The following is a 23356-nucleotide window of genomic DNA, read 5'->3' as shown; positions in this document are numbered from 1 at the left end:
CCACGCGGGAGAGGGTCGGTGAACCTACTCTTTACGTCTTCCCCGCATTCCCTGAAACAGTTCCGCCACGTCCACAAAATACTCGGTCAGATAGTTAATACAGACCTGCACCTTCAGCGGCAACTTATCTTTTTCGGTATACAGCGCGTAGACCGGACGGGGATCGGACTGGTAGCGCGGGAATAAAATCTCCAGCTCGCCGCTGTTGATCTCGTTGATCACCCACATCAACGGGACGTAGGCGATGCCGGCACCCGCCACCAGCCATCGTGAGATGGTCATCGGATCGTTTGTCACGAAACGCCCCACGGGCAGCAGCTTCGTGGAAAGCCCTTCCGGGGCAATCAGTTCAAACTCGTTATCCGGGCGCACGCTGTATTCCAGCCAGGAGTGGTTCGTCAGGTCGGCAGGCTTTTCCGGAACGCCGTACTGTGCCAGATAGCTTTTCGAGGCGCAGACCACCATCGGCATGCTGCCCAGGCGGCGGGAGAAGAGGCTGGAATCCTGCAGTGCGCCGACGCGGATCACTACATCCAGCCCGTCTGCGATCAAATCCGGCGCAGGTATGCCGGTCACCAGATTTACGGTTAAGCCCGGGTACTCCTTGAGCATATCCGCCGTCATGGCAGCGAGGACATTTTGTGCCATAGTTGAAGAACAACCGATGCGCAGCGTACCGATAGGCGTGTTGTTAAAAGCGTAAAGCTGCTCGTGGACATCCTGCACTTCATGCAGCATCCGGCGGCAGCCCTGGTAGTAAATTTTGCCCGCTTCGGTTAACCCGATGCTCCGGGTGCTGCGGTTGAGCAGCTTGACCTGAAGTTCATCTTCCAGTTTTGACACCGTCTGGCTGATGGACGAGACGCTCATTTGCAGCTGCCTGGCGGCGGCGGTAAAGGAGCCCAGTTCAACCACTTTGGCAAACACCGACATGCGTTTTAAACGTTCCATTGTTCACTCTGGCTTAAAAGTGATTTAGATCACATATTATAGATAACAGCATAACAGTTACGTTAATATATTATTAATTACATAACGGCGTCGCCACTCTCGCCCGGCTTTTCTTGCTCTCCTGCGGCGGCGCACGCTGAAAAATACCGTAGCCTGCACTCTCTCTAATCAAGGTCAACATGAGTCTGTTTCCCGTTATCGTGGTGTTCGGTTTGTCGTTCCCACCGATATTCTTTGAGCTTCTTTTGTCACTGGCGATTTTCTGGCTGGTGCGCAAGGTGCTGGTCCCAACCGGGATCTATGATTTTGTCTGGCACCCTGCACTGTTTAATACGGCGCTGTATTGCTGCCTGTTCTATCTGATATCGCGCATGTTTGTTTGAGGTTGATGTGAAAACGCTAACAAGAAAAATCTCCCGCACTGCCATTACCATGGCGCTGGTTGTCCTGGCGTTCATCGCGATCTTTCGCGCCTGGGTTTATTACACCGAATCACCGTGGACGCGTGACGCGCGTTTCAGCGCGGATGTTGTGGCGATAGCACCCGATGTCGCCGGGCTGATTACCGCGGTCAACGTCCACGATAACCAACTGGTGAAGAAAGATCAGGTTCTGTTCACTATCGATCAGCCTCGCTACCAGAAAGCATTAGAAGAGGCGGAAGCGGACGTGGCCTATTATCAGGCGCTGGCTTCCGAGAAACGTCGTGAGGCGGGCCGCCGTAACCGACTTGGCGTGCAGGCCATGTCCCGCGAAGAGATCGACCAGTCCAACAACGTGCTGCAAACCGTGCTTCACCAGCTTGCGAAGGCGCAAGCGACGCGCGATCTCGCCCGGCTCGATCTGGAGCGTACGGTGATCCGCGCGCCGTCTGACGGCTGGGTCACCAACCTGAACGTCTACGCCGGGGAGTTTATCACCCGTGGCTCCACCGCGGTGGCGCTGGTAAAACAGAACTCCTTCTACGTTCTGGCCTATATGGAAGAGACGAAGCTGGAAGGCGTGCGTCCGGGTTACCGCGCGGAAATCACGCCGCTTGGCAGCAACCGCGTCTTTAAAGGCACGGTCGACAGCGTGGCCGCAGGCGTCACCAACTCCAGCAGCAGCAATGACACCAAAGGGATGGCGACCGTGGACTCAAACCTTGAGTGGGTCCGTCTGGCGCAGCGTGTACCGGTACGTATTCACCTGGATGAACAGCAGGGCAATCTCTGGCCTGCAGGCACCACGGCCACCGTGGTGATCACCGGCGAAAAAGACCGCGACGCCAGCCAGGACTCTCTCTTCCGTAAAATCGCCCACCGCCTGCGCGAGTTTGGTTAATCGCTATGGGTATCTTTTCCATCGCCAGCCAGCACCTCCGCTTCGCCGTGAAGCTGGCGTGCGCCATCGTGCTGGCGCTGTTTGTCGGCTTTCATTTTCAGCTTGAAACGCCCCGCTGGGCGGTGCTGACGGCGGCGATTGTCGCGGCGGGGCCGGCCTTTGCGGCGGGTGGTGAACCCTACTCGGGCGCCATTCGCTACCGCGGGATGTTGCGTATCGTCGGGACGTTTATCGGCTGTATCGCGGCGCTTACCATTATTATTCTGATGATCCGCACGCCGCTGCTGATGCTGATGGTGTGCTGCATCTGGGCGGGCTTCTGTACCTGGGTCTCCTCGCTGGTAAAAGTAGAGAACTCCTACGCCTGGGGACTTTCGGGTTATACCGCGCTGATTATCATCATCACCATTCAGGCAGAGCCGCTGCTCGCCCCACAGTTTGCCGTCGAACGCTGCAGTGAAATTGTCATCGGTATCGTCTGCGCCATCGTGGCCGATCTGCTGTTTTCGCCACGTTCCATCAAGCAGGAAGTGGATCGCGAACTGGATGCGTTAATTGTCGACCAGTACAAACTGATGCAGTTGTGCATTAAGCATGGCGACAGCGAAGAGGTTGATAACGCCTGGGGTGGCCTGGTACGGCGCACCACCGCGCTGGAAGGGATGCGCAGCAACCTGAATATGGAGTCTTCCCGCTGGTCCCGGGCAAACCGTCGTCTTAAGGCGATCAACACCGTGGCCTTAACGCTGATAACCCAGGCGTGTGAAACCTACCTGATCCAAAATACCCGTCCTGAAGTCGTGACCGACACCTTCCGCGAACTCTTCGCCGAGCCGGTTGAAACGGTGCAGGACGTGCATAAGCAGCTCAAACGCATGCGTCGCGTCATCGCCTGGACCGGCGAGCGCGATACGCCAGTGACCATTTACACCTGGGTCGGGGCGGCAACGCGCTACCTCTTGCTCAAGCGCGGCGTCATCGGGAATGCCAAAATCAGTGCCGCAGAAGAAGAAGTGCTACAGGGCGAAGTGGTGATCAAAGCCGAGTCGGCGGAACGCCACCACGCGATGGTGAACTTCTGGCGCACCACGCTGGCCTGTATGCTCGGTACGCTGTTCTGGCTGTGGACCGGCTGGACCTCCGGCAGCGGGGCGATGGTGATGATCGCCGTTGTTACCTCACTGGCGATGCGTCTGCCGAACCCGCGCATGGTCGCTATCGACTTCCTGTACGGCACGATAGCCGCTCTGCCGCTTGGGGCGTTCTATTTCCTGGTAATTTTACCCTCGACGCAGCAGAGCATGCTGTTGCTCTGTATCAGCCTTGCGGTCATGGCGTTCTTTATCGGTATCGAAGTGCAGAAACGTCGCCTGGGATCGCTGGGGGCGCTGGCGAGCACCATCAATATCCTCGTGCTGGATAACCCGATGACGTTCCACTTCAGCCAGTTCCTCGACAGCGCGTTAGGTCAACTGGTGGGCTGTTTCCTGGCGATGATGGTGATCCTGCTGGTGCGGGATAATTCGCAGGCGCGCACCGGTCGCGTGCTGTTAAACCAGTTCGTTTCGGCGGCCGTATCGTCGTTGACCACCAACACCGCGCGCCGTAAGCAGAACCATCTGCCTGCGCTCTATCAGCAGCTGTTTTTACTGCTGAATAAATTCCCGGGCGACGTTGCCAAGTTCCGCCTGGCGTTAACCATGATCATCGCGCACCAGCGTCTGCGTAATGCGCCGGTGCCCATCAATGACGATCTCTCCAGCTTCCACCGTCAGCTTCGTCACACCGCCGATCATGTGCTCTCGGCGACCAGTGACGACAAACGTCGGCGTTACTTTACCCAGCTGCTTGAGGAGCTGGATATCTACCAGGAGAAGCTGCGGTACTGGGACGCGCCGCCGCAGGTGACCGAGCCGGTTGGGCGTCTGGTGTATATGCTGCATCGATATCAAAACGCACTAACCAATAGCTGACTAAGTAAAAAGCCGACGCCAGAAGCGTCGGTTTTTTTATGGCTATACTTATTTCTGCAGGCTCTTACATTCAGACAGGGAGGACACATGACTACCCAGGCTCTCCAGCACCACATTCTTTTTCAGAACGGCTATCTGGTTAACGGCATCTGGAAAACGCTCGACACCACCTTTGAGGTGCTGAATCCGGCCACCGGTGAAGTGATCACCCGCGTGGCGAAAGCAGGCAAAGCCGAAACCGAAGAGGCGATTGCGGCGGCGACAAAAGCATTTCCCGCATGGCGTGCCAAAACCGCGAAAGAGCGCTCGGCGATCCTCTATCGCTGGTATGAACTGATTATTGAGAACAAAAGCTGGCTCGGGCGGCTGATGACTACCGAGCAGGGTAAGCCGCTGAAGGAAGCCGAAGGCGAGGTAGAGTATGCCGCCAGCTTCATTCAGTGGTTTGCCGAACAGGCGAAGCGCGCAAACGGGGAAATCATCCCACCGATCAAACCCGGCTCCCGCATTCTGGCGACCCGCGAACCCATTGGCGTGGTTGCCGCCATCACGCCGTGGAACTTTCCTATGGCGATGCTGACGCGCAAACTCGGCCCGGCGCTGGCCGCAGGTTGCACCGGCGTGATCAAGCCCGCCAATAACACGCCCCTGAGCGCCTTCGCGCTGCTCACCCTGGCGAAGCAGGCGGGCGTGCCGGATGGCGTGCTGAATGCCGTGGCTGGGAGCACATCTGAAATCAGCGATGCCATTATGGCCAGCCACGATGTGCGGAAAATCTCGTTTACCGGCTCGACCGCCGTGGGCAAAACGCTGGTGCGTAACGCGGCCGAGACCATGAAAAAAGTCTCGATGGAGCTGGGGGGAAATGCCCCGTATATCGTTTTTGAAGACGCGGATATCGATGCCGCGGTGAAAGGCGCTATCGCCAACAAATTCCGCAATGCCGGTCAGGTGTGCGTCAGCGTAAACCGTTTCTACATCCAGGAAACGGTCTATGACAAGTTTGTTAATCAGTTGGCCGACGCGGTGAAGGCGCTGAAGGTCGGCAACGGCCTCGACGAGGGGGTGGTTGTCGGTCCGCTGATCGAACCATCGGCGGTGAAGAAAGTACAAGAGCACGTTGAAGATGCCGTTGCGAAAGGCGCGACCGTGCTGGCCGGTGGTAAACCCCATGAGTTGGGCGGCAACTTCTGGATGCCAACCGTGCTGGGGGATTGCCATGAAGGCATGAAGCTGGCGGAAGAGGAGACGTTTGGCCCGGTGGCGGCCTGCTTCCGCTTTACCTCAGAAGATGAAGTTATTATGCGCGCCAACAATACCCCTTACGGCCTGGCGGCATACTTCTACACCCAGAATTTGTCGCGCGTGTTCCGCGTCTCGCAGGCGATTGAGAGCGGGATGATTGGCATCAATGAGTGTGCAGTCTCTACGGAGCTGGGACCGTTCGGCGGCGTGAAAGAGTCCGGGCTGGGCCGGGAAGGTTCCGTACTGGGGCTGGAAGAGTTTCTGGAAGTCAAAACCCTGCATATCGGGGGATTATAATAGTCAGGGCGGCGTTTGCCGCCCGCCTGGATCGGGTGGCTGGCAATGAAAATTTATACCTTTGATTTTGACGAGATCGACAGTCAGGAAGACTTCTATCGTGAATTTAGTCGGGTGTTTGGGCTGGAACAGGGAAGCGTTACCGATCTTGATACGCTGTGGGATGTGGTCACCGGTAATCAGCTACCGTTACCGTTTGAGATAGAATTTATCCATTTGCCTGACAAGCTGCGCCGACGTTTTGGCGCGCTGGTGCTTCTGTTTGATGAAGCCGAAGAGGAGCTGGAAGGGCAGTTGCGTTTCAACGCGCGGCAGTAATAAAAAAGCCCCTGACCGGGAGGTCAGGGGCAAGTCGTATGATGAGATACGACGAGGGTTTATTTATACAGTTCAGCCGTGGCGTGCCAGTGGTCACCCTGATTCAGTTCGGTGACGCGGTAGCTGCTGGCGCCCGCTTTTTCAGCTTTTGCTGCCAGATCGTGACGGATATCCATCGGCGAGCCGGTAATAGATGTTACGGATACGCTACCCATGGACTGCAGATTTTGTGCCTGCTCCGCATTGACCTGCTGAACGGCTGCGCTCGCGCCGAAAGAGAGAACGGATGCTAAGCCAAGGGTTGCGATGATTAATTTGGTTTTCATAGTCTTTACTCCTGAAATTATTTGCTCAACGGCGAGAAGGGTTGAACTGCTATTTTTATGCCTGGTGCCGTTGAGGGGTAATTCGTCTTCTGCTACTAAAACTTATTTGTACAGCTCTGCGGTAGCGTGCCAGTGATCGCCTGAACGTGCTTCGATGACACGGTAAGATGATGCACCTTGTTCTTCCGCTTTCTTGTTCAGCATCTCATGCATGTCCATTGGGGAAGTCCCCACTGCACCAACGGAGACCGTACCAATCGCCTGACGGGATTGCGCCTGATCGGCGTTGATGGAATCGGCTGCGAAAGCACCGAATGACAGGACAGAGAGAACGCTAAGTGCTGCTACAGTTGTTTTGATTTTCATGATTCTTTACCTCGTCGAATTTTTTACTGGGGTCTTCATTTTGTGACCCTCATCACAAAATCAAGTATACACTAATAACGGAAAAAATTAATACCAGACTAATGGTTTCGCGTGTAATTACGCGTTAATAAGATTCATTTTTATAACCAAAATGCATAAAATTGGTTGCTTATTAGCCATGTTGCGTTTTTATTTATAAGAAAATCATAGAGATATGGCGCTTTGATTTTTCGTGCGATCTTGGGCGGTGATATTCACTGGATGAATGTTAATGGGAGGTAAAAAGCACTATTTGCTAAAGTAAGCGCAGTGGAAAGCAGGGGGAAATACATGAGGAGCAGAACAATCCCCGCAGACGGGCCACGGGGAGAGGGGATTACAGTTCTTGTTCGAACAGCACCAGAATAGCTTCGTAAAGGTCTTTAACCGAGAAGCCGTTTGCCGGGGTAGTAAAGATAGTGTCGTCACCGGCGATGGTGCCGAGAATACCTTCCGCTTTGCCGAGGGAGTCCAGCAGACGCGCAATTAACTGCGCCGCGCCCGGGCTGGTGTGGATAACCACCACGGCATCGTTATAGTCGATATCCAGTACCAGATTCTTCAGCGGGCTGGAGGTTGTCGGCACGCCAAGTTCAGCCGGCAGGCAATAGACCATCTCCATTTTGGCGTTACGCGTACGCACCGCCCCAAATTTGGTTAACATGCGGGAGACTTTCGACTGGTTGATGTTGTCGAAGCCTTGTTCCTGTAGCGCGTGAACAATTTCTCCCTGAGAACTGAATTTCTCTTCTTTAAGCAGCGCTTTGAACGCCCTTACTAACTCTTCTTGCTTAGACGAGCTTCGCATAAGTCACCCGAAATATGACGGTAGAAACAACATTATTATGCATGTGGATGAATTTTTATGCAAACAATCTGCCAGAGGCCTGGCTGAAATAATGTTATGAAAAGGGAGTAATTTTATCAGGTTTCGTTATCAGAAAACATGCCTGGCTCACGCCACGCAAATAAGCTTAAAAGTAAATTAAATGTTATCAAAATGATGTTGTTTTGATGGCGGGGCAGGGTGTATTGTTAACCCCTCTTAAATCGTTGCCGCTGTTGCCCGGATGGCATTCTGGCAATAAAGGCGTGTGACCTCAAAATATTTAGCGACGAAAATTGTAATTATTTACCTGCTGAATTATGGTCCCCGCAACGGATTTACAGATACTAAAGTTAACCATAATAAGGAGTTTAGGATGAAAGTCGCAGTCCTCGGCGCTGCTGGTGGTATCGGCCAGGCGCTTGCCCTACTACTGAAAACCCAACTGCCTTCCGGCTCAGAACTCTCCCTGTACGATATTGCTCCTGTCACCCCTGGTGTGGCGGTCGATCTGAGCCACATCCCGACAGCTGTGAAAATCAAAGGCTTCTCCGGTGAAGATGCGCGTCCTGCTCTGCAGGGTGCAGACGTCGTGCTGATCTCCGCAGGCGTAGCGCGTAAACCAGGTATGGATCGCTCAGACCTGTTCAACGTGAACGCGGGCATCGTGAAAAACCTGGTGCAGCAGATCGCTGAAACCTGCCCGAAAGCGTGCATCGGCATTATCACCAACCCGGTAAACACCACGGTTGCTATCGCCGCCGAAGTGCTGAAGAAAGCCGGTGTTTACGATAAGAACAAACTGTTCGGCGTCACTACTCTGGACATTATCCGTTCCAATACCTTCGTGGCTGAGCTGAAAGGCAAACAGCCTGCGGAGATTGAGGTTCCTGTGATTGGCGGCCACTCTGGCGTGACCATTCTGCCTCTGCTGTCGCAGATCCCGGGCGTGAGTTTCTCCGAGCAGGAAGTGGCTGACCTGACCAAACGCATTCAGAACGCGGGTACCGAAGTGGTCGAAGCGAAGGCGGGTGGCGGATCGGCAACGCTCTCTATGGGCCAGGCGGCGGCGCGTTTCGGTTTGTCTCTGGTGCGTGCGCTGCAGGGCGAGAAAGACGTTGTGGAATGCGCTTACGTTGAAGGCGACGGCGAACACGCTCGCTTCTTCTCTCAGCCGCTGCTGCTGGGCAAAAACGGTATCGAAGAGCGTAAGTCTATTGGCACGCTGAGCGCGTTTGAACAACACGCGATGGAAGGCATGCTGGACACGCTGAAGAAAGATATCACCCTGGGCGAAGAGTTCGTTAACAAGTAAAACATACTCTTCTGCTGTAGGCCGGGTAAGCGTGAGCGCCACCCGGCAAAAAAAACCGAAGCACAGGCTTCGGTTTTTTTATGTCTGTCAGTTCGTCGCCGGGTATTCCTGAATCGTTACCTGAATGGTCAGCTTCTTATCGTTACGCATGACTTCGACAGGGATGATGGAGCCTGGGCGGATCTCTGCCACCTGGTCCATGGTTTCCAGCGCGGAAACGGCCGGGACACCGTTAACCGATACGATAACGTCGTTCACCTGAATCCCCGCGTTGGCCGCCGGGCCGCCCGGAGAGACTTCGTTCACCACGATACCCTGGATCGGATCGATACCGCCGCCCTGCGAGTGCATTGGCGCAATTTCACGTCCGCCGATGCCGATATAGCCACGGATCACCCGGCCATCGCGGATCAGCTTGTCCATAATCTTTGTGGCCAGCTGGAAGGGAATGGCAAAACCGATGCCTTCCGGCGTTTCACCGTCGTTGCTCTTATCGAACGAAAGGGTGTTGATCCCCATCAGCTCGCCCAGCGAGTTCACCAGCGCGCCGCCGGAGTTCCCGTGGTTGATTGATGCGTCGGTTTGAAGGAAGTTCTGCCGTCCTGACGGGTTCAGGCCGATTCGCCCGGTGGCGCTAATAATCCCCTGGGTGATGGTTTGCCCCAGGTTATAGGGATTACCGATGGCCAGTACCACATCACCGATGTGCGGGGTGCGTTTGCGGTTAATCGGAATAGTCGGCAGACCGCCCGTGGCGTTGATTTTCAGAACGGCCAGATCGGTCAGGCTGTCAGAACCGACCAGAAGCGCCTCAAACACGCGGCCATCCTGCAAGGCGACGATGATCTGGTCAGCATCATTGATGACGTGTTTGTTGGTAATGATGTAGCCGCGTTCGTCCATAATGACGCCGGAGCCGAGCGTGCGGATCTCCAGCTGATTATGGCTTGAGGAGTTAAGCCCGCGATTATAGACATTCACCACGGCGGGCGCGGCACGGCGAACGGCCTGATTGTAGGTGGCAGGCGTGTCATCCGTGCTGTCGAACTGAGGGGCCGTCAGTTTGTTGAACTGGCGTAAAGACGGCATCGCCACTAGCAGCAGGCCAGCGACAAGTAAACCAATGACAATCGAACGAGTGAGCTTTAAAAGCATGATGCGCGCGTCGGTAATAAAGGAACGGTTTGCAGCATAACATGAGTTATCCGGACATCACACGCGACGGCGATGTCCGAAGTCGCAAATGCTTAACGCAGTAAAATGTAGATCGTATCGTTTCCACGCACAATCTGCAGGGCAACGACGGCCGGTTTGCTTTCCAGGATCTTGCGCATTTCCGCAATGGACTGCACGCGATTGCGGTTAACACCGATGATCACGTCCTCCTGGTGTAAACCCGCCTGGGCAGCCGGACTGCTCTTCTCGACCGTATCGACGGTAATGCCTTTGGTGCCGTCTTTAAGCTGGCCATCGCTCAGCGTCGCCCCTTGCAAGGCTGGCGCAATAAGCTCTGCGCTGGCGGAGGAGGAGGTGCTCTTGTCGAGCGTCACTTCCACGTCCATCGGCTTGCCATCGCGGATCAGACCCAGCTTCACTTTGGCCCCCGGCTCGGTGGTCGCGATGCGCGAACGCAGCTCGGCGAAGCTGCTGAGCGGCTTATCGTTCAGGCTGACAATCACATCACCGGATTTCACCCCCGCTTTGGCCGAGCCGGAGTTGGCGAGCACTTCGCTGACAAACGCCCCGCGCTGCACGTTAAGGTTAAACGCTTTGGCGATATCCGCGCTCATCTCCATACCCTTGATCCCCAGCAGGCCACGTTTGACTTCGCCAAACTGAATCAGCTGCTGAGAGAGGGTTTTGGCCATATTGCTGGGAATGGCAAAGCCAATCCCGACGCTGCCGCCGCTCGGAGCGAGGATAGCGGTGTTAATGCCGATAAGCTCGCCGTTGAGGTTAAGCAGCGCGCCGCCGGAGTTCCCCCGGTTGATGGAGGCGTCGGTCTGGATAAAGTTTTCCAGCCCTTCCAGATTCAGGCCGCTGCGCCCGAGCGCAGAAACAATGCCGGAGGTAGCGGTCTGGCCTAAACCGAACGGGTTACCCACCGCGACGGCAAAATCACCCACGCGCAGCTTGTCGGAGTCGGCAATGGCAATCTGGGTCAGATTGCTCGGATTCTGTATCTGGACCAGCGCGATATCGCTCTGATCGTCTCCGCCAATCAGTTTGGCATCAAACTCGCGTCCGTCATTAAGCTGGACGCTGATTTTATCCGCCTGGCTGATGACGTGGTTATTGGTCAGGATATAGCCTTTGGCCGCATCAATGATAACCCCTGAGCCGAGGCCTTCAAACGGCTGTGCCTGCTGGTCGGGGGCTTCGTCGCCAAAGAATTTCTTCAGCTCTTCAGGGACGCGCTGGCTTTGTAGCGCGGTGCCTTCAACTTTCACGCTGACCACGGCGGGCAAGACTTTTTCCAGCATCGGCGCGAGGCTAGGAATGGCCGTCTGGCCGGGAACCTGTGCAGGCAGCGTTGCGGTAGCCGGGAAGGATGCCGAGAGCGATAACCCGACACTTAACGCGATAGCGCTTAACAGCTGGTTTTTTTTCTTCATCGATGCTGACTCTCGTATCCTGGAATGAAAGAAGAACGGCCCAAAAACATATTGATGTTATTGAATTTTAATCCACTGAACAATGAGGCGTTAGACTAAATAATAGCTGGGGACGAGAAGAAAGGACGGGCGCAACCGAGGCGCCCGTAAAATTTATTCAGGTTGTGCGATTAATCGCGTTTTGCGCCACCGCGCAGCAGGCCGGATGCGCCGTCTGAGTAGTCACGAGGCATCTGTACCGGCGCCTGATCGTTACCCGCTTCGGAGTCAGCCAGGCGGTTGCGGAACGGGTTGGTTTCCGCGGTCATTTCCGGCAGCAGGCTGCTGGAGCTTTTTGCCATGTGCTGATACAGCTGGCGATAGTCGGTTGCCATGTTATCCAGCAACTCCGCGCTACGCGCAAAATGGCTCACCAGCTCTTCACGATACTCTTCCAGCTCGGCTTTGTTCTTTTCCAGTTCGTACTGCAGTGATTGCTGCTGACGCAATTTGCGATTACCGAAACGCATGGCCACAGCACCAATGATAATGCCGACGACTAACCCAATTAGCGCGTATTCCCAGGTCATGAACTTCTCCCGTTGTCTTGTTGTTCCGTAGGGTGTTGGCTCGGCTCCTGCCTGTGCCTGATTATGCCACTATAACCGCTATTTCCGCAGAAGTGGAATCCTGACGTATCATCGCGTAGTGTAGAACGGCCTTTTTTTCATCAGTCACGCCAGCTGGTGAGTATTAACCGAAGGAATAACAATAAGATTATGCAAAGCCTTTCCCCCTCATCGCGATATCAACAGGCCCTGGATACGGGCTCACACCAGCCAGATAACGTACAGCGTGAAGCGGTCAACCGCCTCGATAAGATTTATCAGGCGCTGACGCACAAACCCGAAGAAACGGCGCAGGGCGGCGGATTAAAAGCGGCCTTTGGCCGGTTGCTGGGCAAAAAAACGCCTCAGGCTGATGCACCGGTTCGCGGCTTATATATGTGGGGCGGCGTAGGACGGGGCAAAACCTGGTTAATGGACATGTTCTACCAGAGCCTGCCGGGGACGCGTAAGCAGCGTCTGCACTTCCACCGTTTTATGCTGCGGGTGCATGAAGAACTGACGGAACTACAGGGCAAAAGCGATCCGCTGGAGATTGTTGCCGATCGCTTTAAGGCCGAAACGGACGTGCTTTGCTTTGACGAATTTTTTGTCTCTGATATCACCGACGCCATGCTGCTGGGCGGCCTGATGAAGGCCCTGTTTGCGCGGGGGATCACGCTGGTGGCAACCTCGAATATTCCACCAGACGAGTTGTACCATAACGGGCTGCAGCGCCCGCGTTTCCTGCCAGCCATTGATGCCATCAAACAGCACTGTGACGTGATGAACGTCGATGCGGGCGTCGATTATCGTCTGCGCACGTTAACCCAGGCGCACCTGTGGCTTTCGCCGCTGGACGCGCAGACCACGAGCCAGATGGATAAACTGTGGCAGGCGCTGGCCGGGGCAAAACGTGAGAATGCGCCGGTGCTGGAAATAAACCATCGCCCGTTACAAACGCTGGGCGTAGAGAATCAAACCCTGGCCGTTTCCTTTGCCACGCTCTGCGTTGATGCCCGCAGCCAGCATGATTACATTGCGTTATCGCGCCTCTTCCATACCGTGATGCTGTTTGATGTGCCGGTGATGACGCAGCTGATGGAGAGCGAGGCGCGCCGCTTCATTGCGCTGGTCGATGAGTTTTATGAACGGCACGTCAAGCTGGTGGTCAGCGCGGCCGTGCCTTTATATGAGATCTATCAGGGCGAACGCCTGAAGTTTGAGTTCCAGCGCTGTCTGTCGCGCCTGCAGGAGATGCAGAGCGAAGAGTACCTCAAGCGCGAGCATATGCCATAAACGGCACTTGGGGGGCAATATAAGCCTTTATTACGCTACCCTCTCTCCGTGGGAGAGGGGCTGGGGGTGAGGGCATCGGCTTTATTACGCCACCCTCTCCCTGTGAGAGAGGGGCTGGGGGTGAGGGCAACGGCTTTATTACGCTACCCTCTCCCTGTGGGAGAGGGGTTGGGGGTGAGGGCATCGGCTTTATTACGCTACCCTCTCCCTGTGGGAGAGGGGCTGGGGGTGAGGGCACCAGACCGCACAAATCCCACCCCCGAAAAACCCACTCCGAATCACATTTAGGGGTCGATCTTTGACCTCAACTTCTCTATAATCTTGCGACCCCACGTTACGAGAAGGTTTTTTTCCCGAAACTTTCTATGTGTCGGCATGTGCTATTCGAAGGGGTAGGTTTGCCGGACTCTGTCGTGTGAACCTCAACTGACTAAACGTTTGGGTGTTCACCAACGTGTAACTTATTTATTTGGGTAAGCTTTTAATGAAAACTTTTACAGCTAAACCAGAAACCGTACAACGCGACTGGTATGTTGTTGACGCGACCGGTAAAACTCTGGGCCGTCTGGCTACTGAACTGGCTCGTCGCCTGCGCGGTAAGCATAAAGCGGAATACACTCCGCACGTTGATACCGGTGATTACATCATCGTTCTGAACGCTGACAAAGTTGCTGTTACCGGCAACAAGCGTACTGACAAAGTGTATTACCATCACACCGGCCACATCGGTGGTATCAAAGAAGCGACCTTTGAAGAGATGATTGCTCGCCGTCCTGAGCGTGTGATTGAAATCGCGGTTAAAGGCATGCTGCCAAAAGGCCCGCTGGGTCGTGCTATGTTCCGTAAACTGAAAGTTTACGCAGGCAACGAGCACAACCACGCGGCACAGCAACCGCAAGTTCTTGACATCTAATCGGGATTATAGGCAATGGCTGAAAATCAATACTACGGCACTGGTCGCCGCAAAAGTTCCGCAGCTCGCGTGTTCATCAAACCGGGCAGTGGTAAAATCGTTATCAACCAACGTTCTCTGGAACAGTACTTCGGTCGTGAAACTGCCCGCATGGTAGTTCGCCAGCCGCTGGAACTGGTTGATATGGTAGAAAAACTGGATCTGTACATCACCGTTAAAGGTGGTGGTATCTCCGGTCAGGCAGGTGCGATCCGTCACGGTATCACCCGCGCTCTGATGGAGTACGACGAATCCCTGCGTTCTGAACTGCGTAAAGCTGGCTTCGTTACTCGTGACGCGCGTCAGGTTGAACGTAAGAAAGTGGGTCTGCGTAAAGCACGTCGTCGTCCACAGTTCTCCAAACGTTAATCCTTTTCTGCTCACGCAGAACGATTGGCGAAAAACCCGCTTCGGCGGGTTTTTTTTATGGATAATGCGTAGGTTATCCACAGCATCAAGGCATATATCTTCTCTTTTTCCACATTTCCAGAATCCCCTCACCACAAAGCCATCAAAATCTGGTAAACTATCATCCAATTTTCTGCCCAAATATCAGTGAATACTCGGTTTTTGTTCGATTCTTGAACAGTGTGTCTTCTCTGGGATGGGCGATACTTCATCTGGCTGGCCTCGTTGGGCCAGTAGCAGTAAAATTCTGAATATACCTGGAGGTTTTCATGGCTGTCGCTGCCAACAAACGTTCGGTAATGACGCTGTTTTCTGGTCCTACTGACATTTATAGCCATCAGGTTCGTATCGTGCTGGCCGAGAAGGGTGTCAGTTTTGAGATCGAGCATGTGGAAAAGGATAACCCGCCTCAGGATCTGATCGATCTCAACCCGAGCCAAAGCGTACCGACGCTGGTGGATCGCGAGCTGACCCTGTGGGAATCCCGTATCATTATGGAATACCTGGATGAGCGTTTCCCGCATCCGCCGCTGATGCCTGTTTACCCTGTTGCACGTGGTGAAAGCCGCCTGTACATGCAGCGCATCGAAAAAGACTGGTACACGCTGATGAACGTTATCGTCAACGGTTCCTCTTCTGAAGCCGATGCTGCACGTAAGCAACTGCGTGAAGAACTGCTGGCTATCGCACCTGTCTTTGGTCAGAAACCTTTCTTCCTGAGTGACGAATTCAGCCTGGTGGATTGCTACCTGGCGCCGCTGCTCTGGCGTTTGCCAACCCTGGGCGTCGAGTTCAGCGGTCCGGGCGCGAAAGAACTGAAAGGCTATATGACGCGCGTCTTTGAGCGCGACTCATTCCTGGCATCTTTAACTGAACCGGAACGTGAAATGCGTCTCGGCCGAGGCTAATGACTGTGGAAATGTCACAACTTTCACCACGCCGTCCGTATCTGCTGCGCGCCTTCTATGAATGGCTGCTGGACAACCAGCTCACGCCGCACCTGGTTGTGGATGTGACGTTGCCAGGCGTGCAGGTTCCGATGGAATATGCGCGTGACGGGCAGATCGTGCTGAACATTGCGCCGCGTGCGGTAGGCAACCTTGAACTGGCTAACGATGAAGTGCGTTTTAATGCGCGCTTCGGCGGTGTGCCACGCGTGGTTTCCGTTCCGCTGGCTGCAGTGCTGGCTATTTATGCGCGTGAAAACGGCGCGGGGACCATGTTCGAGCCGGAAACGGCTTATGATGAAGATGTCGCCGGCCTCAATGATGAAGAGGGCGCGTCGGAAAACGAGACGGTGATGTCAGTTATCGAGGGTGATAAGCCTGATGATAGCGATGATAACGATCCCGATGACGATCCGCCACCGCGCGGTGGTCGCCCGGCCTTACGCGTGGTTAAATAGTACAAATGACGTTGTACTGATAATCCAGTTGGTTAATAGCCAACTGGATTTTTTATTTATGGAAACAAATATCATTAAAACAAATTGTTAGTAAAATTTTTAAACGTAGTCGAATTGAAACTATTCTTGAACCGCATGTATTGATACGCCCGCGGCTGCGTGTGCAGTACATCCCCATAGCCTGCGCTGACTTTTATCGTCAGAATGAAGGCGTAAAATCATACGGGTAAGCCTGCTGAGGCGTGCAGCTCGTCACCTGTCTTGTTACCCTTTTTTTATCCATACTCTTATCTCAATTCATTAAAAAATAACATATTAATGTAATAAATCATTAATGATGTAATTAGGGGAAGGCGTAGCGTAAATAGTGCGTTGATGGAGGAATGAGCATTCGTGCTGTGAATGATAACGGCAATAATTACGCCAATAGCACGTAGTTAATAATCATAGCTGATAGATCTTATAATACTAAAGAGAGTCGTTAAATTTCCTAAATTGAATCTATTAATAAAAAATATATTATCACACCATGCTTTAACGCATGCCTAAAACAGAAAGAGATAAATTGAATTTATCAAAGCTGTATAAAATATTTCATGATTCAATGTTAAGGATTAACAAGTGAAAAAGGTTCTTCTCGCTACTGCGCTTTCCCTGTGTGTCACTTCTGCTTTCGCAGCAAACCCAACTGCGGTACTGAAGGTTAGAGGTACACTGACCAATGCGGCATGTACACCAGCATTAAGCAACGGTGGTACCGTTGACTACGGTACTATCAACCTGGGAAGCCTGAATCCAACTAACGTCAACCAGCTGGGTCAGAAAAATATCGATCTGACCATCAACTGTGCTGCAGCAACACGCGTTTCCTGGAACATGGTTGACGATCGTGCTGATACCAACGCTAACCTGGAAGTCGCAAACGCACGCTTCGACGGTGATTCACTGACTTCTACCGATCAGACCTTTGGTGTCGGCAAAACTGCCGGTAACGTTAACATCGGTTCCTATTCTCTGTTTGTGAAAACAGACAGCGTTAAAGCCGATAACGTTACCGTCGATCCAATCATCCGTTCCGGCACTTCCGGTGCATGGACGAAGAGCGTGAACGGTTCCGCTCAGGGGCAGAGCCTGCGTGACTTTACCGTTGCGACCACTGGCTCTGTAGACCCGCTGGCATTCCAGACCGCTACCTTCCCACTGGTAACGTCTCTGGCAATCGACAAAACGTCTACCCTGGCGATCACCGATGACACTAATCTGGACGGTCAGATCACCATCAGCCTGCGTTACCTGTAATTTTTTTATAGCGTAAACGACAGCTAAATTAACGCAGAGAGTAAATGGCATACATTTACTCTCTTTGTCTTAGCGCGATCAACATGGAATGTGAAGTTGTTGCTATCAAGGAGATAACACGATGCAATGCTTAAAATCAGATGTTCTTAAAACACTCATCGCTGCCGCATTATTTTCGATGAATTTTGCTGCACACGCGGAAGGGATGGTTCCGGAGACCAGTTTGCTCATTATTGATGAGGCAACACATAGCGGAACGATCAATATAAAGAACACCGATTCTCATCCCTCGCTACTCTATACAAATATTATTGACCTGCCGGATGATCAAGGCCTGAAGCTGATTGTGACGCAACCTGTGGTTCGCCTTGAACCGGGTCAAACACAGCAGTTGCGCTTTATTCTGCAGAGCAAACAACCCTTGGATGTAGAACATTATAAACGTGTTACCTTCGATGGTATTCCACCGAAAAAAGACGATAACAGAATAAAGATTGGGATCAATATCCGTCAGGATATCCCGGTACTGATCCGTCCTGCGAAACTGGGTGTGGTGACGGATGCGTGGAAATACTTGAAATGGTCGTCGACGGGTTCAACCGTTACCGCAACTAACCCGAGCAAATATGTTGTTCGACTGGCACAAAAAGTCGTACTTCAGCCGTCTGGGGCAATTGGGACGTTTGATAAAACCTATATTTTGCCGGGCGAAACGATGTCCGCTTCGTTAAACAAATCGGCAAGCGGCGACGCTAACGTCAAATTCTTCCCTGCAAGCCGCTATGGCGTAGAAGTACCGAGCTTTATTTCGGAATTAAACAAATAAAACAGGACGTTGACGGTGAGTAAACGAAGCCGCCTTGCAATTTGTGTCCGCGCCATTCTTTGCGGCACACTACCTCTGGTTATCCTCGAACCCACTTCCGTCCTGGCGAGGGAAGTGATGTTTGATATGGGCGTCATGCAAACGCTGGGTTTAAATGCAGATTTAAACAAGTATTTTGCAGAAGCTCCCCGGTTTTTACCCGGCACTCACTCCGTCAACGTAAAAGTTAACGGCCAGGAGCGCGGGGTAGCTGCCGTCCGGTTTAACCAGGACGGCAAGCTTTGTTTTGATAACGATCTTCTCGATTTTGCGGGATTGATGCCCGTTCCGATTGGGGCGAAGGAGAGTTGTCACGATATCCACGACGACTATCCCCGCGCGGTCATCAACGCCCTGCCGAACCAGGAAGCCGTTGAGCTGTATCTCCCGCCTGAAGCCGTTAACAGCCTCTCCTCGGACATCAAAAACTTTCAGCATGGCGGCACCGCAGGGCTTCTGAACTATACGCTGTTCAGCACCCTGAACGAATACGGTGATAGCGATAGCAGCCGCTACTCCCAGGCAAACCTGGAAGCGGGCTTTAACGCCTTCGACTGGTCGCTGCGCAGCAACTACATCCTGACGGATGATGAAGGCAAAAAAAGCGCGGATAGCATTTATACCTATGCGGAGCATGTCTTTGTTCCGCAAAAGCTCACGATGCAGATTGGCGAAATCAACGCCAACTCAAACGTGCTCAGCGGCGTTCCCATTACCGGTATTCAGCTGATGCCGACGGACGGCCTCACCCAGAGTGGCTCTGGCGTGAGCGTCTCCGGTATCGCGCGTTCTTCGCAGGCCCGCGTTGAAATTCGCCAGAACGGGCAGATGATTTTCAGCACCCTGGTACCGGCCGGTCCCTTCACCCTTGATGACGTTCCCGTCGCGCGTAACAACGTGAATCTTGATGTGTCCGTGGTTGAAGCGGATGGTGCCATCAACCGTTTTATTGTGCCTGCCACCGCCGTGAAGGCGCGCAACCTGTCGCGGCCGCAGGGTTTGACCGTTTCCGTCGGGCAGGTGAGGAATATTGACAGCGAATACAGCGATCCGCTGGTGATGAACGTGTCCGACGGATGGCGCATTTTCCCGTGGATGAACCTGGTTGCTTCCGCCGCAGCTGCGGAAGATTACCAGGCAGTGGGCGGAAAAACAGATTTCCTCGTTACCGATGACTGGACGTTGTCGACTACCGCGGCGGCAAGTAAAGCGTCGTTCGGAGACAGCAATAACGGCCTGAAAACCGAGCTGGAAAGTAATGTCAGGCTGAGCGAAGACGTTGGATTTTCCGCCAGTGCAACCCACTACAGCGGGGGATATCGCGAGCTGTCCGATGCCATGGACGATGAGTACACGGGGTATGACAACACCTATACCGGTAGCCTCAACGTCTCTGCCGGCGCGGCTGGCAACATTAGCGCCGGGTTTACCTACAACCAGAGCGGCGGGGACGATCAGGACTCGCGCTATCTGCTGCTCTCGTGGGGCAAAACCTTTAAATACGCGTCCGTGACGGCAAACTGGCAGAGCGCGGTAGGCAATGTTGATGACGATCAGGACAACGATCTGCTGTACATCAACGTGAGCATTCCGCTGAGTAGCGGCCAGTCGGTCAGCACCTATATGCGTAAAGAGGGTGACAGCACCAGCTACGGCGTGTCTAACAGCGGGTCCATTGGGGATAACACCCACTACTACATCTCCGCCGACCGCGACCAGGATTCTAAACAGAACAGCGTTAACGGCAACCTCAACACCAACCTGCACTACACGCAGGTCAGCGTCGGAGGCGGCACCAGCGGTGATAACCAACGCAACTACAACGCTACCCTTTCAGGCGGCGTGGCGGTGCACAAAAACGGCTTGACCTTCTCGCCATATGCCATCCGGGATACCTTCGCTATCGCCCGGTTGAGCGAGAAAAAAAGCGGGGTAGAGATATCCTCACCGCAGGGCACCATCTGGACCGATGCCTGGGGACAGGCCGTTATTCCTTCTCTGAATGAATGGCAAAACTCACGTATCGAAGTGGATGCGAACAAGCTGCCGCAAAACATGACTCTGGCAAACGGGACCAAGTACCTTGCCGCAGGGCATGCCTCGGTAAGCGAAGTCGACTTTAAGGTGCTCAACAGCCGACGCGTCATGCTGCGCGTGAAGATGAGCAATGGGCAGGCGCTGAAAAAAGGGCTGACGATTGAGGATGCCAGCGGCAACTACATCGTGACCAGCGTGGACGATGGCCACGTCTTTATCAACGACGCAGAGCAACTTTCAGGGCTGTACGCCATAGACGACAACAACAATCGCCTGTGCAAAATTAACTACAGCCTGCCTGAGAAGCGTGATGAAGAGGCGTTTTACGAAGAAATTAATGGAGTATGCCAATGAATAATCGACGTTTAGGCGGCCTGGCGGCACTGATGATGGTTGGCATGTCGTCTTTTGCCTGGGCCGATGAGTGCCAAATCACGCTCTCTCAGCCCGTGGTGGACTACCACACGATGCGCCGCGAGGATATCAAAGCCACGCAGCAGGACTGGCATAAAATGGCCGATCGTGACGTGAACGTGAACGTCTTCTGCCCGGAGCCGCAGAAGATGGCGGTGTTAGTGCAGGGCGCTTCCGGTGAAAAAGGGCGCTTTATGCTGGGCCAGTCCGGCGGCGTTGCGGTGAAAATTGCCGATCTGTTCGTTGATGGTAAAAGCTATACCGTGGGTAAAACGGTCGATCAGCTGAACTTCACGCCGGTCAGCGGCAGTCCTTCGCCGTTCTATCTGCACAACAATGAAGCGGTTATCGCGGTGGAAAATAACCAGATCCCATCCGGACGGCAGATGAGCTTTAAGGTAACGCTATCGCCGGTGTTAAAAGATGCCGCCTTTAGCCATGTCACCGATCAAACGTCCCTTGAGAGTGATTTAACCTGGAGTCTGCTGACGAAGTAGTCCCGCCTCCCACGTCCTGCCGTCCCTTCCCGGTGGCAGGGCGCTGTTTCGCGCCCTCAGATATCCTGTGTTATGATGAAGCGTTTTCCTTCTCCGGCACTGGACTGCTATGAAACCGATTGATCTCAAAGCTGAAAAGTCATCCGAAACGATGGGGCGTATGCTGCGTCGGCGTCCGCTGGCGCGTAAAAAGCTGTCCGACATGGTGGAAGAAGAGCTGGAGCAGATGATCCGCCGTCAGGAGTTTGCCCAGGGCGAGCAGCTTCCCTCCGAGCGTGAACTGATGGAATTCTTCAACGTCGGTCGCCCCTCGGTGCGTGAGGCGCTGGCGGCGCTGAAGCGTAAAGGGCTGGTGCAGATCAACAACGGCGAACGTGCCCGCGTCACCGTCCCTTCGGCTGATACCATCATCAGCGAGCTGTCGGGGATGGCGAAAGATTTCCTGACCCAGCCTGGCGGCATTGCCCACTTCGAGCAGCTGCGCCTGTTCTTTGAATCCAGCCTGGTGCGCTATGCCGCAGAGTACGCCACAGACGATCAGATCGATCGCCTGACCAGGGCGCTGGACATTAACAGCCAGTCGCTCAACGACAACGCGCTGTTTATTCGATCCGACGTCGATTTCCACCGCGTGCTGGCTGAGATCCCCGGCAACCCGATTTTTAATGCCATCCACGTTGCGCTGCTTGACTGGCTGATTGCCGCCCGTCCTCAGGTGCCCGATGCCGAACTGTATCAGCACAATGAAGTCAGCTACCGTCAGCACATTGCGATCGTCGATGCGATCCGCCGACGCGATCCTGATGAAGCCGATCGCGCGCTACAAACCCATCTCAACAGCGTTTCCGCCACCTGGCACGCTTTCGGCCAGCATTCCAGCGCCAAATAATCACGATCCTTTAGTGAAGTAGATCGCAATATACGCGTTCTCTATGATACTGCTGCATAAGTGATCTGGTATAACAGGTATAAAGGTATGTCGTTATAACAAACACACGATCGCTTGAGGTAACTATGGCAATGCAACTACGCGGCGTAATGGCCGCACTCCTGACCCCGTTTAACCAGCAGCAAATGCTGGACGAAGAGAGCCTGCGCCGGCTGGTGCAGTTCAATATTGCGCAGGGAATCGACGGGCTTTACGTCGGCGGGTCAACAGGGGAGGCCTTTGTACAAAGCCTTTCCGAACGCGAACAGGTGATGGCGATCGTAGCGGACGAGGCGAAGGGCAAAATCACCTTGATCGCCCACGTCGGCTGCGTGAGCACAGCGGAAAGCCAGCAGCTCGCAGCCTCTGCGGCGCGCCTTGGCTTTGATGCTGTGTCCGCCGTCACGCCGTTCTACTATCCGTTCAGCTTTGAGGAACATTGCGATCACTACCGTGCAATTATTGCTTCTGCGGATGGTTTGCCGATGGTGGTCTATAACATTCCGGCGCTGAGCGGGGTCAAACTGACGCTCGATCAGATCAACACGCTGGTGACTCTCCCGGGCGTGGGGGCGTTGAAGCAAACCTCAGGGGATCTTTTCCAGATGGAGCAGATCCGCCGGGCGCATCCGGATCTGGTGCTCTACAACGGCTACGACGAAATCTTTGCATCCGGTCTGCTGGCAGGGGCTGACGGCGGCATCGGCAGCACCTACAACATCATGGGCTGGCGCTATCAGGCCATTGCCCGGGCGGTACGCGAGGGGGATAACGCCACCGCGCAGCGTCTGCAAAGCGAATGCAACAAGGTCATCGACCTGCTGATCAAGGCCGGCGTTTTCCGCGGCCTGAAAACGGTGCTGCACTATATGGATGTGGTCTCCGTCCCGCTGTGCCGTAAGCCGTTTGCGCCGGTAGACGAAAAATTTGTGCCGGCGCTTAAAGCCCTGGCAGAGCAACTGATGGCGGAAAAACGCTAACGCACTGCCGGATGGCGTTTCGTTTATCCGGCCTGTAAAAACGCGATACGTAGGCCGGATAAGGCGCAGCCGCCATCCGGCTCAACGACAGAGA

The 23356-nt window shown here is 54.1% G+C and carries 24 protein-coding genes; 17 read left to right on the top strand and 7 right to left on the bottom strand.

Features of this window, described 5'->3' with window-relative positions; all coding sequences use genetic code 11:
- Positions 1-24: 24 nt before the first annotated feature.
- Entirely contained in the window at positions 25-951 is a 927-nt protein-coding gene (gene aaeR / locus ACWKX3_RS16815) for an HTH-type transcriptional activator AaeR (RefSeq protein WP_042322147.1), read from the bottom strand.
- A gap of 179 nt (positions 952-1130) precedes the next feature.
- Between aaeR and aaeX the strand changes: the two genes are divergently transcribed.
- The 5 genes from aaeX (at position 1131) to ACWKX3_RS16790 (ending at position 6107) form a co-directional block, all read left to right on the top strand.
- Positions 1131-1334: a p-hydroxybenzoic acid efflux pump operon protein AaeX gene (gene aaeX / locus ACWKX3_RS16810; protein ID WP_003860416.1), complete on the top strand. Its 204-nt coding sequence runs from the start codon at positions 1131-1133 to the stop codon at positions 1332-1334.
- Between the two features lie 7 nt (positions 1335-1341).
- Positions 1342-2274, top strand: a complete 933-nt coding sequence (gene aaeA, locus ACWKX3_RS16805; protein ID WP_042322362.1) for a p-hydroxybenzoic acid efflux pump subunit AaeA — start codon at positions 1342-1344, stop codon at positions 2272-2274.
- A gap of 5 nt (positions 2275-2279) precedes the next feature.
- Positions 2280-4247, top strand: a complete 1968-nt coding sequence (aaeB, locus tag ACWKX3_RS16800) for a p-hydroxybenzoic acid efflux pump subunit AaeB (RefSeq protein WP_006178841.1) — start codon at positions 2280-2282, stop codon at positions 4245-4247.
- An 87-nt stretch (positions 4248-4334) separates the two neighbouring features.
- Positions 4335-5789: an NAD-dependent succinate-semialdehyde dehydrogenase gene (locus ACWKX3_RS16795; protein ID WP_442779979.1), complete on the top strand. Its 1455-nt coding sequence runs from the start codon at positions 4335-4337 to the stop codon at positions 5787-5789.
- A gap of 45 nt (positions 5790-5834) precedes the next feature.
- Positions 5835-6107 (top strand): barstar family protein, encoded by a 273-nt coding sequence (locus tag ACWKX3_RS16790; RefSeq protein WP_006178838.1) that lies wholly within the window; start codon positions 5835-5837, stop codon positions 6105-6107.
- A gap of 59 nt (positions 6108-6166) precedes the next feature.
- On the opposite strand, the gene yhcN (ACWKX3_RS16785) is transcribed toward ACWKX3_RS16790, so the two are convergent.
- From yhcN (ACWKX3_RS16785) to argR, 3 genes are all read right to left on the bottom strand, one after another.
- Positions 6167-6433, bottom strand: a complete 267-nt coding sequence (yhcN, locus tag ACWKX3_RS16785) for a peroxide/acid stress response protein YhcN (RefSeq protein WP_006178837.1) — start codon at positions 6431-6433, stop codon at positions 6167-6169.
- A 102-nt stretch (positions 6434-6535) separates the two neighbouring features.
- Positions 6536-6799 (bottom strand): peroxide/acid stress response protein YhcN, encoded by a 264-nt coding sequence (yhcN, locus tag ACWKX3_RS16780; RefSeq protein ID WP_006178835.1) that lies wholly within the window; start codon positions 6797-6799, stop codon positions 6536-6538.
- Positions 6800-7175: 376 nt separating this feature from the next.
- Positions 7176-7646, bottom strand: a complete 471-nt coding sequence (argR, locus tag ACWKX3_RS16775; protein WP_006178832.1) for a transcriptional regulator ArgR — start codon at positions 7644-7646, stop codon at positions 7176-7178.
- A gap of 394 nt (positions 7647-8040) precedes the next feature.
- Here argR and mdh point away from each other — a divergent pair, with 394 nt between their 5' ends.
- Positions 8041-8979 (top strand): malate dehydrogenase, encoded by a 939-nt coding sequence (gene mdh / locus ACWKX3_RS16770; protein ID WP_042322140.1) that lies wholly within the window; start codon positions 8041-8043, stop codon positions 8977-8979.
- A gap of 87 nt (positions 8980-9066) precedes the next feature.
- On the opposite strand, the gene degS is transcribed toward mdh, so the two are convergent.
- From degS to zapG, 3 genes are all read right to left on the bottom strand, one after another.
- A complete protein-coding gene (gene degS / locus ACWKX3_RS16765; RefSeq protein ID WP_006178829.1) occupies positions 9067-10134 on the bottom strand; it encodes an outer membrane-stress sensor serine endopeptidase DegS in 1068 nt (355 codons plus the stop codon).
- Between the two features lie 92 nt (positions 10135-10226).
- A complete protein-coding gene (gene degQ, locus ACWKX3_RS16760; protein WP_058609381.1) occupies positions 10227-11594 on the bottom strand; it encodes a serine endoprotease DegQ in 1368 nt (455 codons plus the stop codon).
- 170 nt (positions 11595-11764) lie between these two features.
- On the bottom strand, positions 11765-12163 hold the full coding sequence (gene zapG, locus ACWKX3_RS16755) for a Z-ring associated protein ZapG (protein ID WP_006178827.1): 399 nt from the start codon (positions 12161-12163) through the stop codon (positions 11765-11767).
- A gap of 189 nt (positions 12164-12352) precedes the next feature.
- On the opposite strand from zapG, the gene zapE reads away from it, so the two are divergent.
- The 11 genes from zapE (at position 12353) to nanA (ending at position 23262) form a co-directional block, all read left to right on the top strand.
- Positions 12353-13477: a cell division protein ZapE gene (gene zapE, locus ACWKX3_RS16750; RefSeq protein WP_101736883.1), complete on the top strand. Its 1125-nt coding sequence runs from the start codon at positions 12353-12355 to the stop codon at positions 13475-13477.
- A gap of 484 nt (positions 13478-13961) precedes the next feature.
- Positions 13962-14390 (top strand): 50S ribosomal protein L13, encoded by a 429-nt coding sequence (gene rplM, locus ACWKX3_RS16745; protein WP_006178824.1) that lies wholly within the window; start codon positions 13962-13964, stop codon positions 14388-14390.
- Between the two features lie 15 nt (positions 14391-14405).
- Positions 14406-14798 (top strand): 30S ribosomal protein S9, encoded by a 393-nt coding sequence (gene rpsI, locus ACWKX3_RS16740; RefSeq protein WP_003860436.1) that lies wholly within the window; start codon positions 14406-14408, stop codon positions 14796-14798.
- A gap of 308 nt (positions 14799-15106) precedes the next feature.
- Complete coding sequence (gene sspA / locus ACWKX3_RS16735; protein WP_014071978.1) at positions 15107-15745, top strand: stringent starvation protein SspA; 639 nt, start codon at positions 15107-15109, stop codon at positions 15743-15745.
- A 5-nt stretch (positions 15746-15750) separates the two neighbouring features.
- On the top strand, positions 15751-16242 hold the full coding sequence (sspB, locus tag ACWKX3_RS16730; protein WP_058609451.1) for a ClpXP protease specificity-enhancing factor: 492 nt from the start codon (positions 15751-15753) through the stop codon (positions 16240-16242).
- A gap of 621 nt (positions 16243-16863) precedes the next feature.
- Positions 16864-17541 carry a DUF1120 domain-containing protein gene (locus ACWKX3_RS16725; RefSeq protein WP_058609383.1) on the top strand — a complete coding sequence of 226 codons (678 nt, stop codon included), beginning with the start codon at positions 16864-16866 and terminating at the stop codon, positions 17539-17541.
- 121 nt (positions 17542-17662) lie between these two features.
- Positions 17663-18367: a fimbria/pilus chaperone family protein gene (locus tag ACWKX3_RS16720; RefSeq protein WP_101736884.1), complete on the top strand. Its 705-nt coding sequence runs from the start codon at positions 17663-17665 to the stop codon at positions 18365-18367.
- A 9-nt stretch (positions 18368-18376) separates the two neighbouring features.
- Positions 18377-20797, top strand: coding sequence for a fimbrial biogenesis usher protein (locus ACWKX3_RS16715; RefSeq protein WP_454542099.1), 2421 nt, complete (start codon positions 18377-18379; stop codon positions 20795-20797).
- Entirely contained in the window at positions 20794-21354 is a 561-nt protein-coding gene (locus ACWKX3_RS16710) for a DUF1120 domain-containing protein (RefSeq protein WP_006178816.1), read from the top strand. The genes ACWKX3_RS16715 and ACWKX3_RS16710 overlap by 4 nt, the downstream gene beginning before the upstream one ends.
- Before the next feature lie 109 nt (positions 21355-21463).
- Positions 21464-22243 carry a transcriptional regulator NanR gene (gene nanR / locus ACWKX3_RS16705; protein ID WP_006178815.1) on the top strand — a complete coding sequence of 260 codons (780 nt, stop codon included), beginning with the start codon at positions 21464-21466 and terminating at the stop codon, positions 22241-22243.
- A gap of 125 nt (positions 22244-22368) precedes the next feature.
- Positions 22369-23262 (top strand): N-acetylneuraminate lyase, encoded by an 894-nt coding sequence (gene nanA, locus ACWKX3_RS16700; protein ID WP_454542098.1) that lies wholly within the window; start codon positions 22369-22371, stop codon positions 23260-23262.
- Positions 23263-23356 lie beyond the last annotated feature (94 nt).

This window comes from Enterobacter sp. UPMP2052, assembly GCF_053709675.1.
The sequence above is the reverse complement of the archived record's forward strand: the minus strand, read 5'-3'. Positions and strand labels throughout refer to the sequence as shown.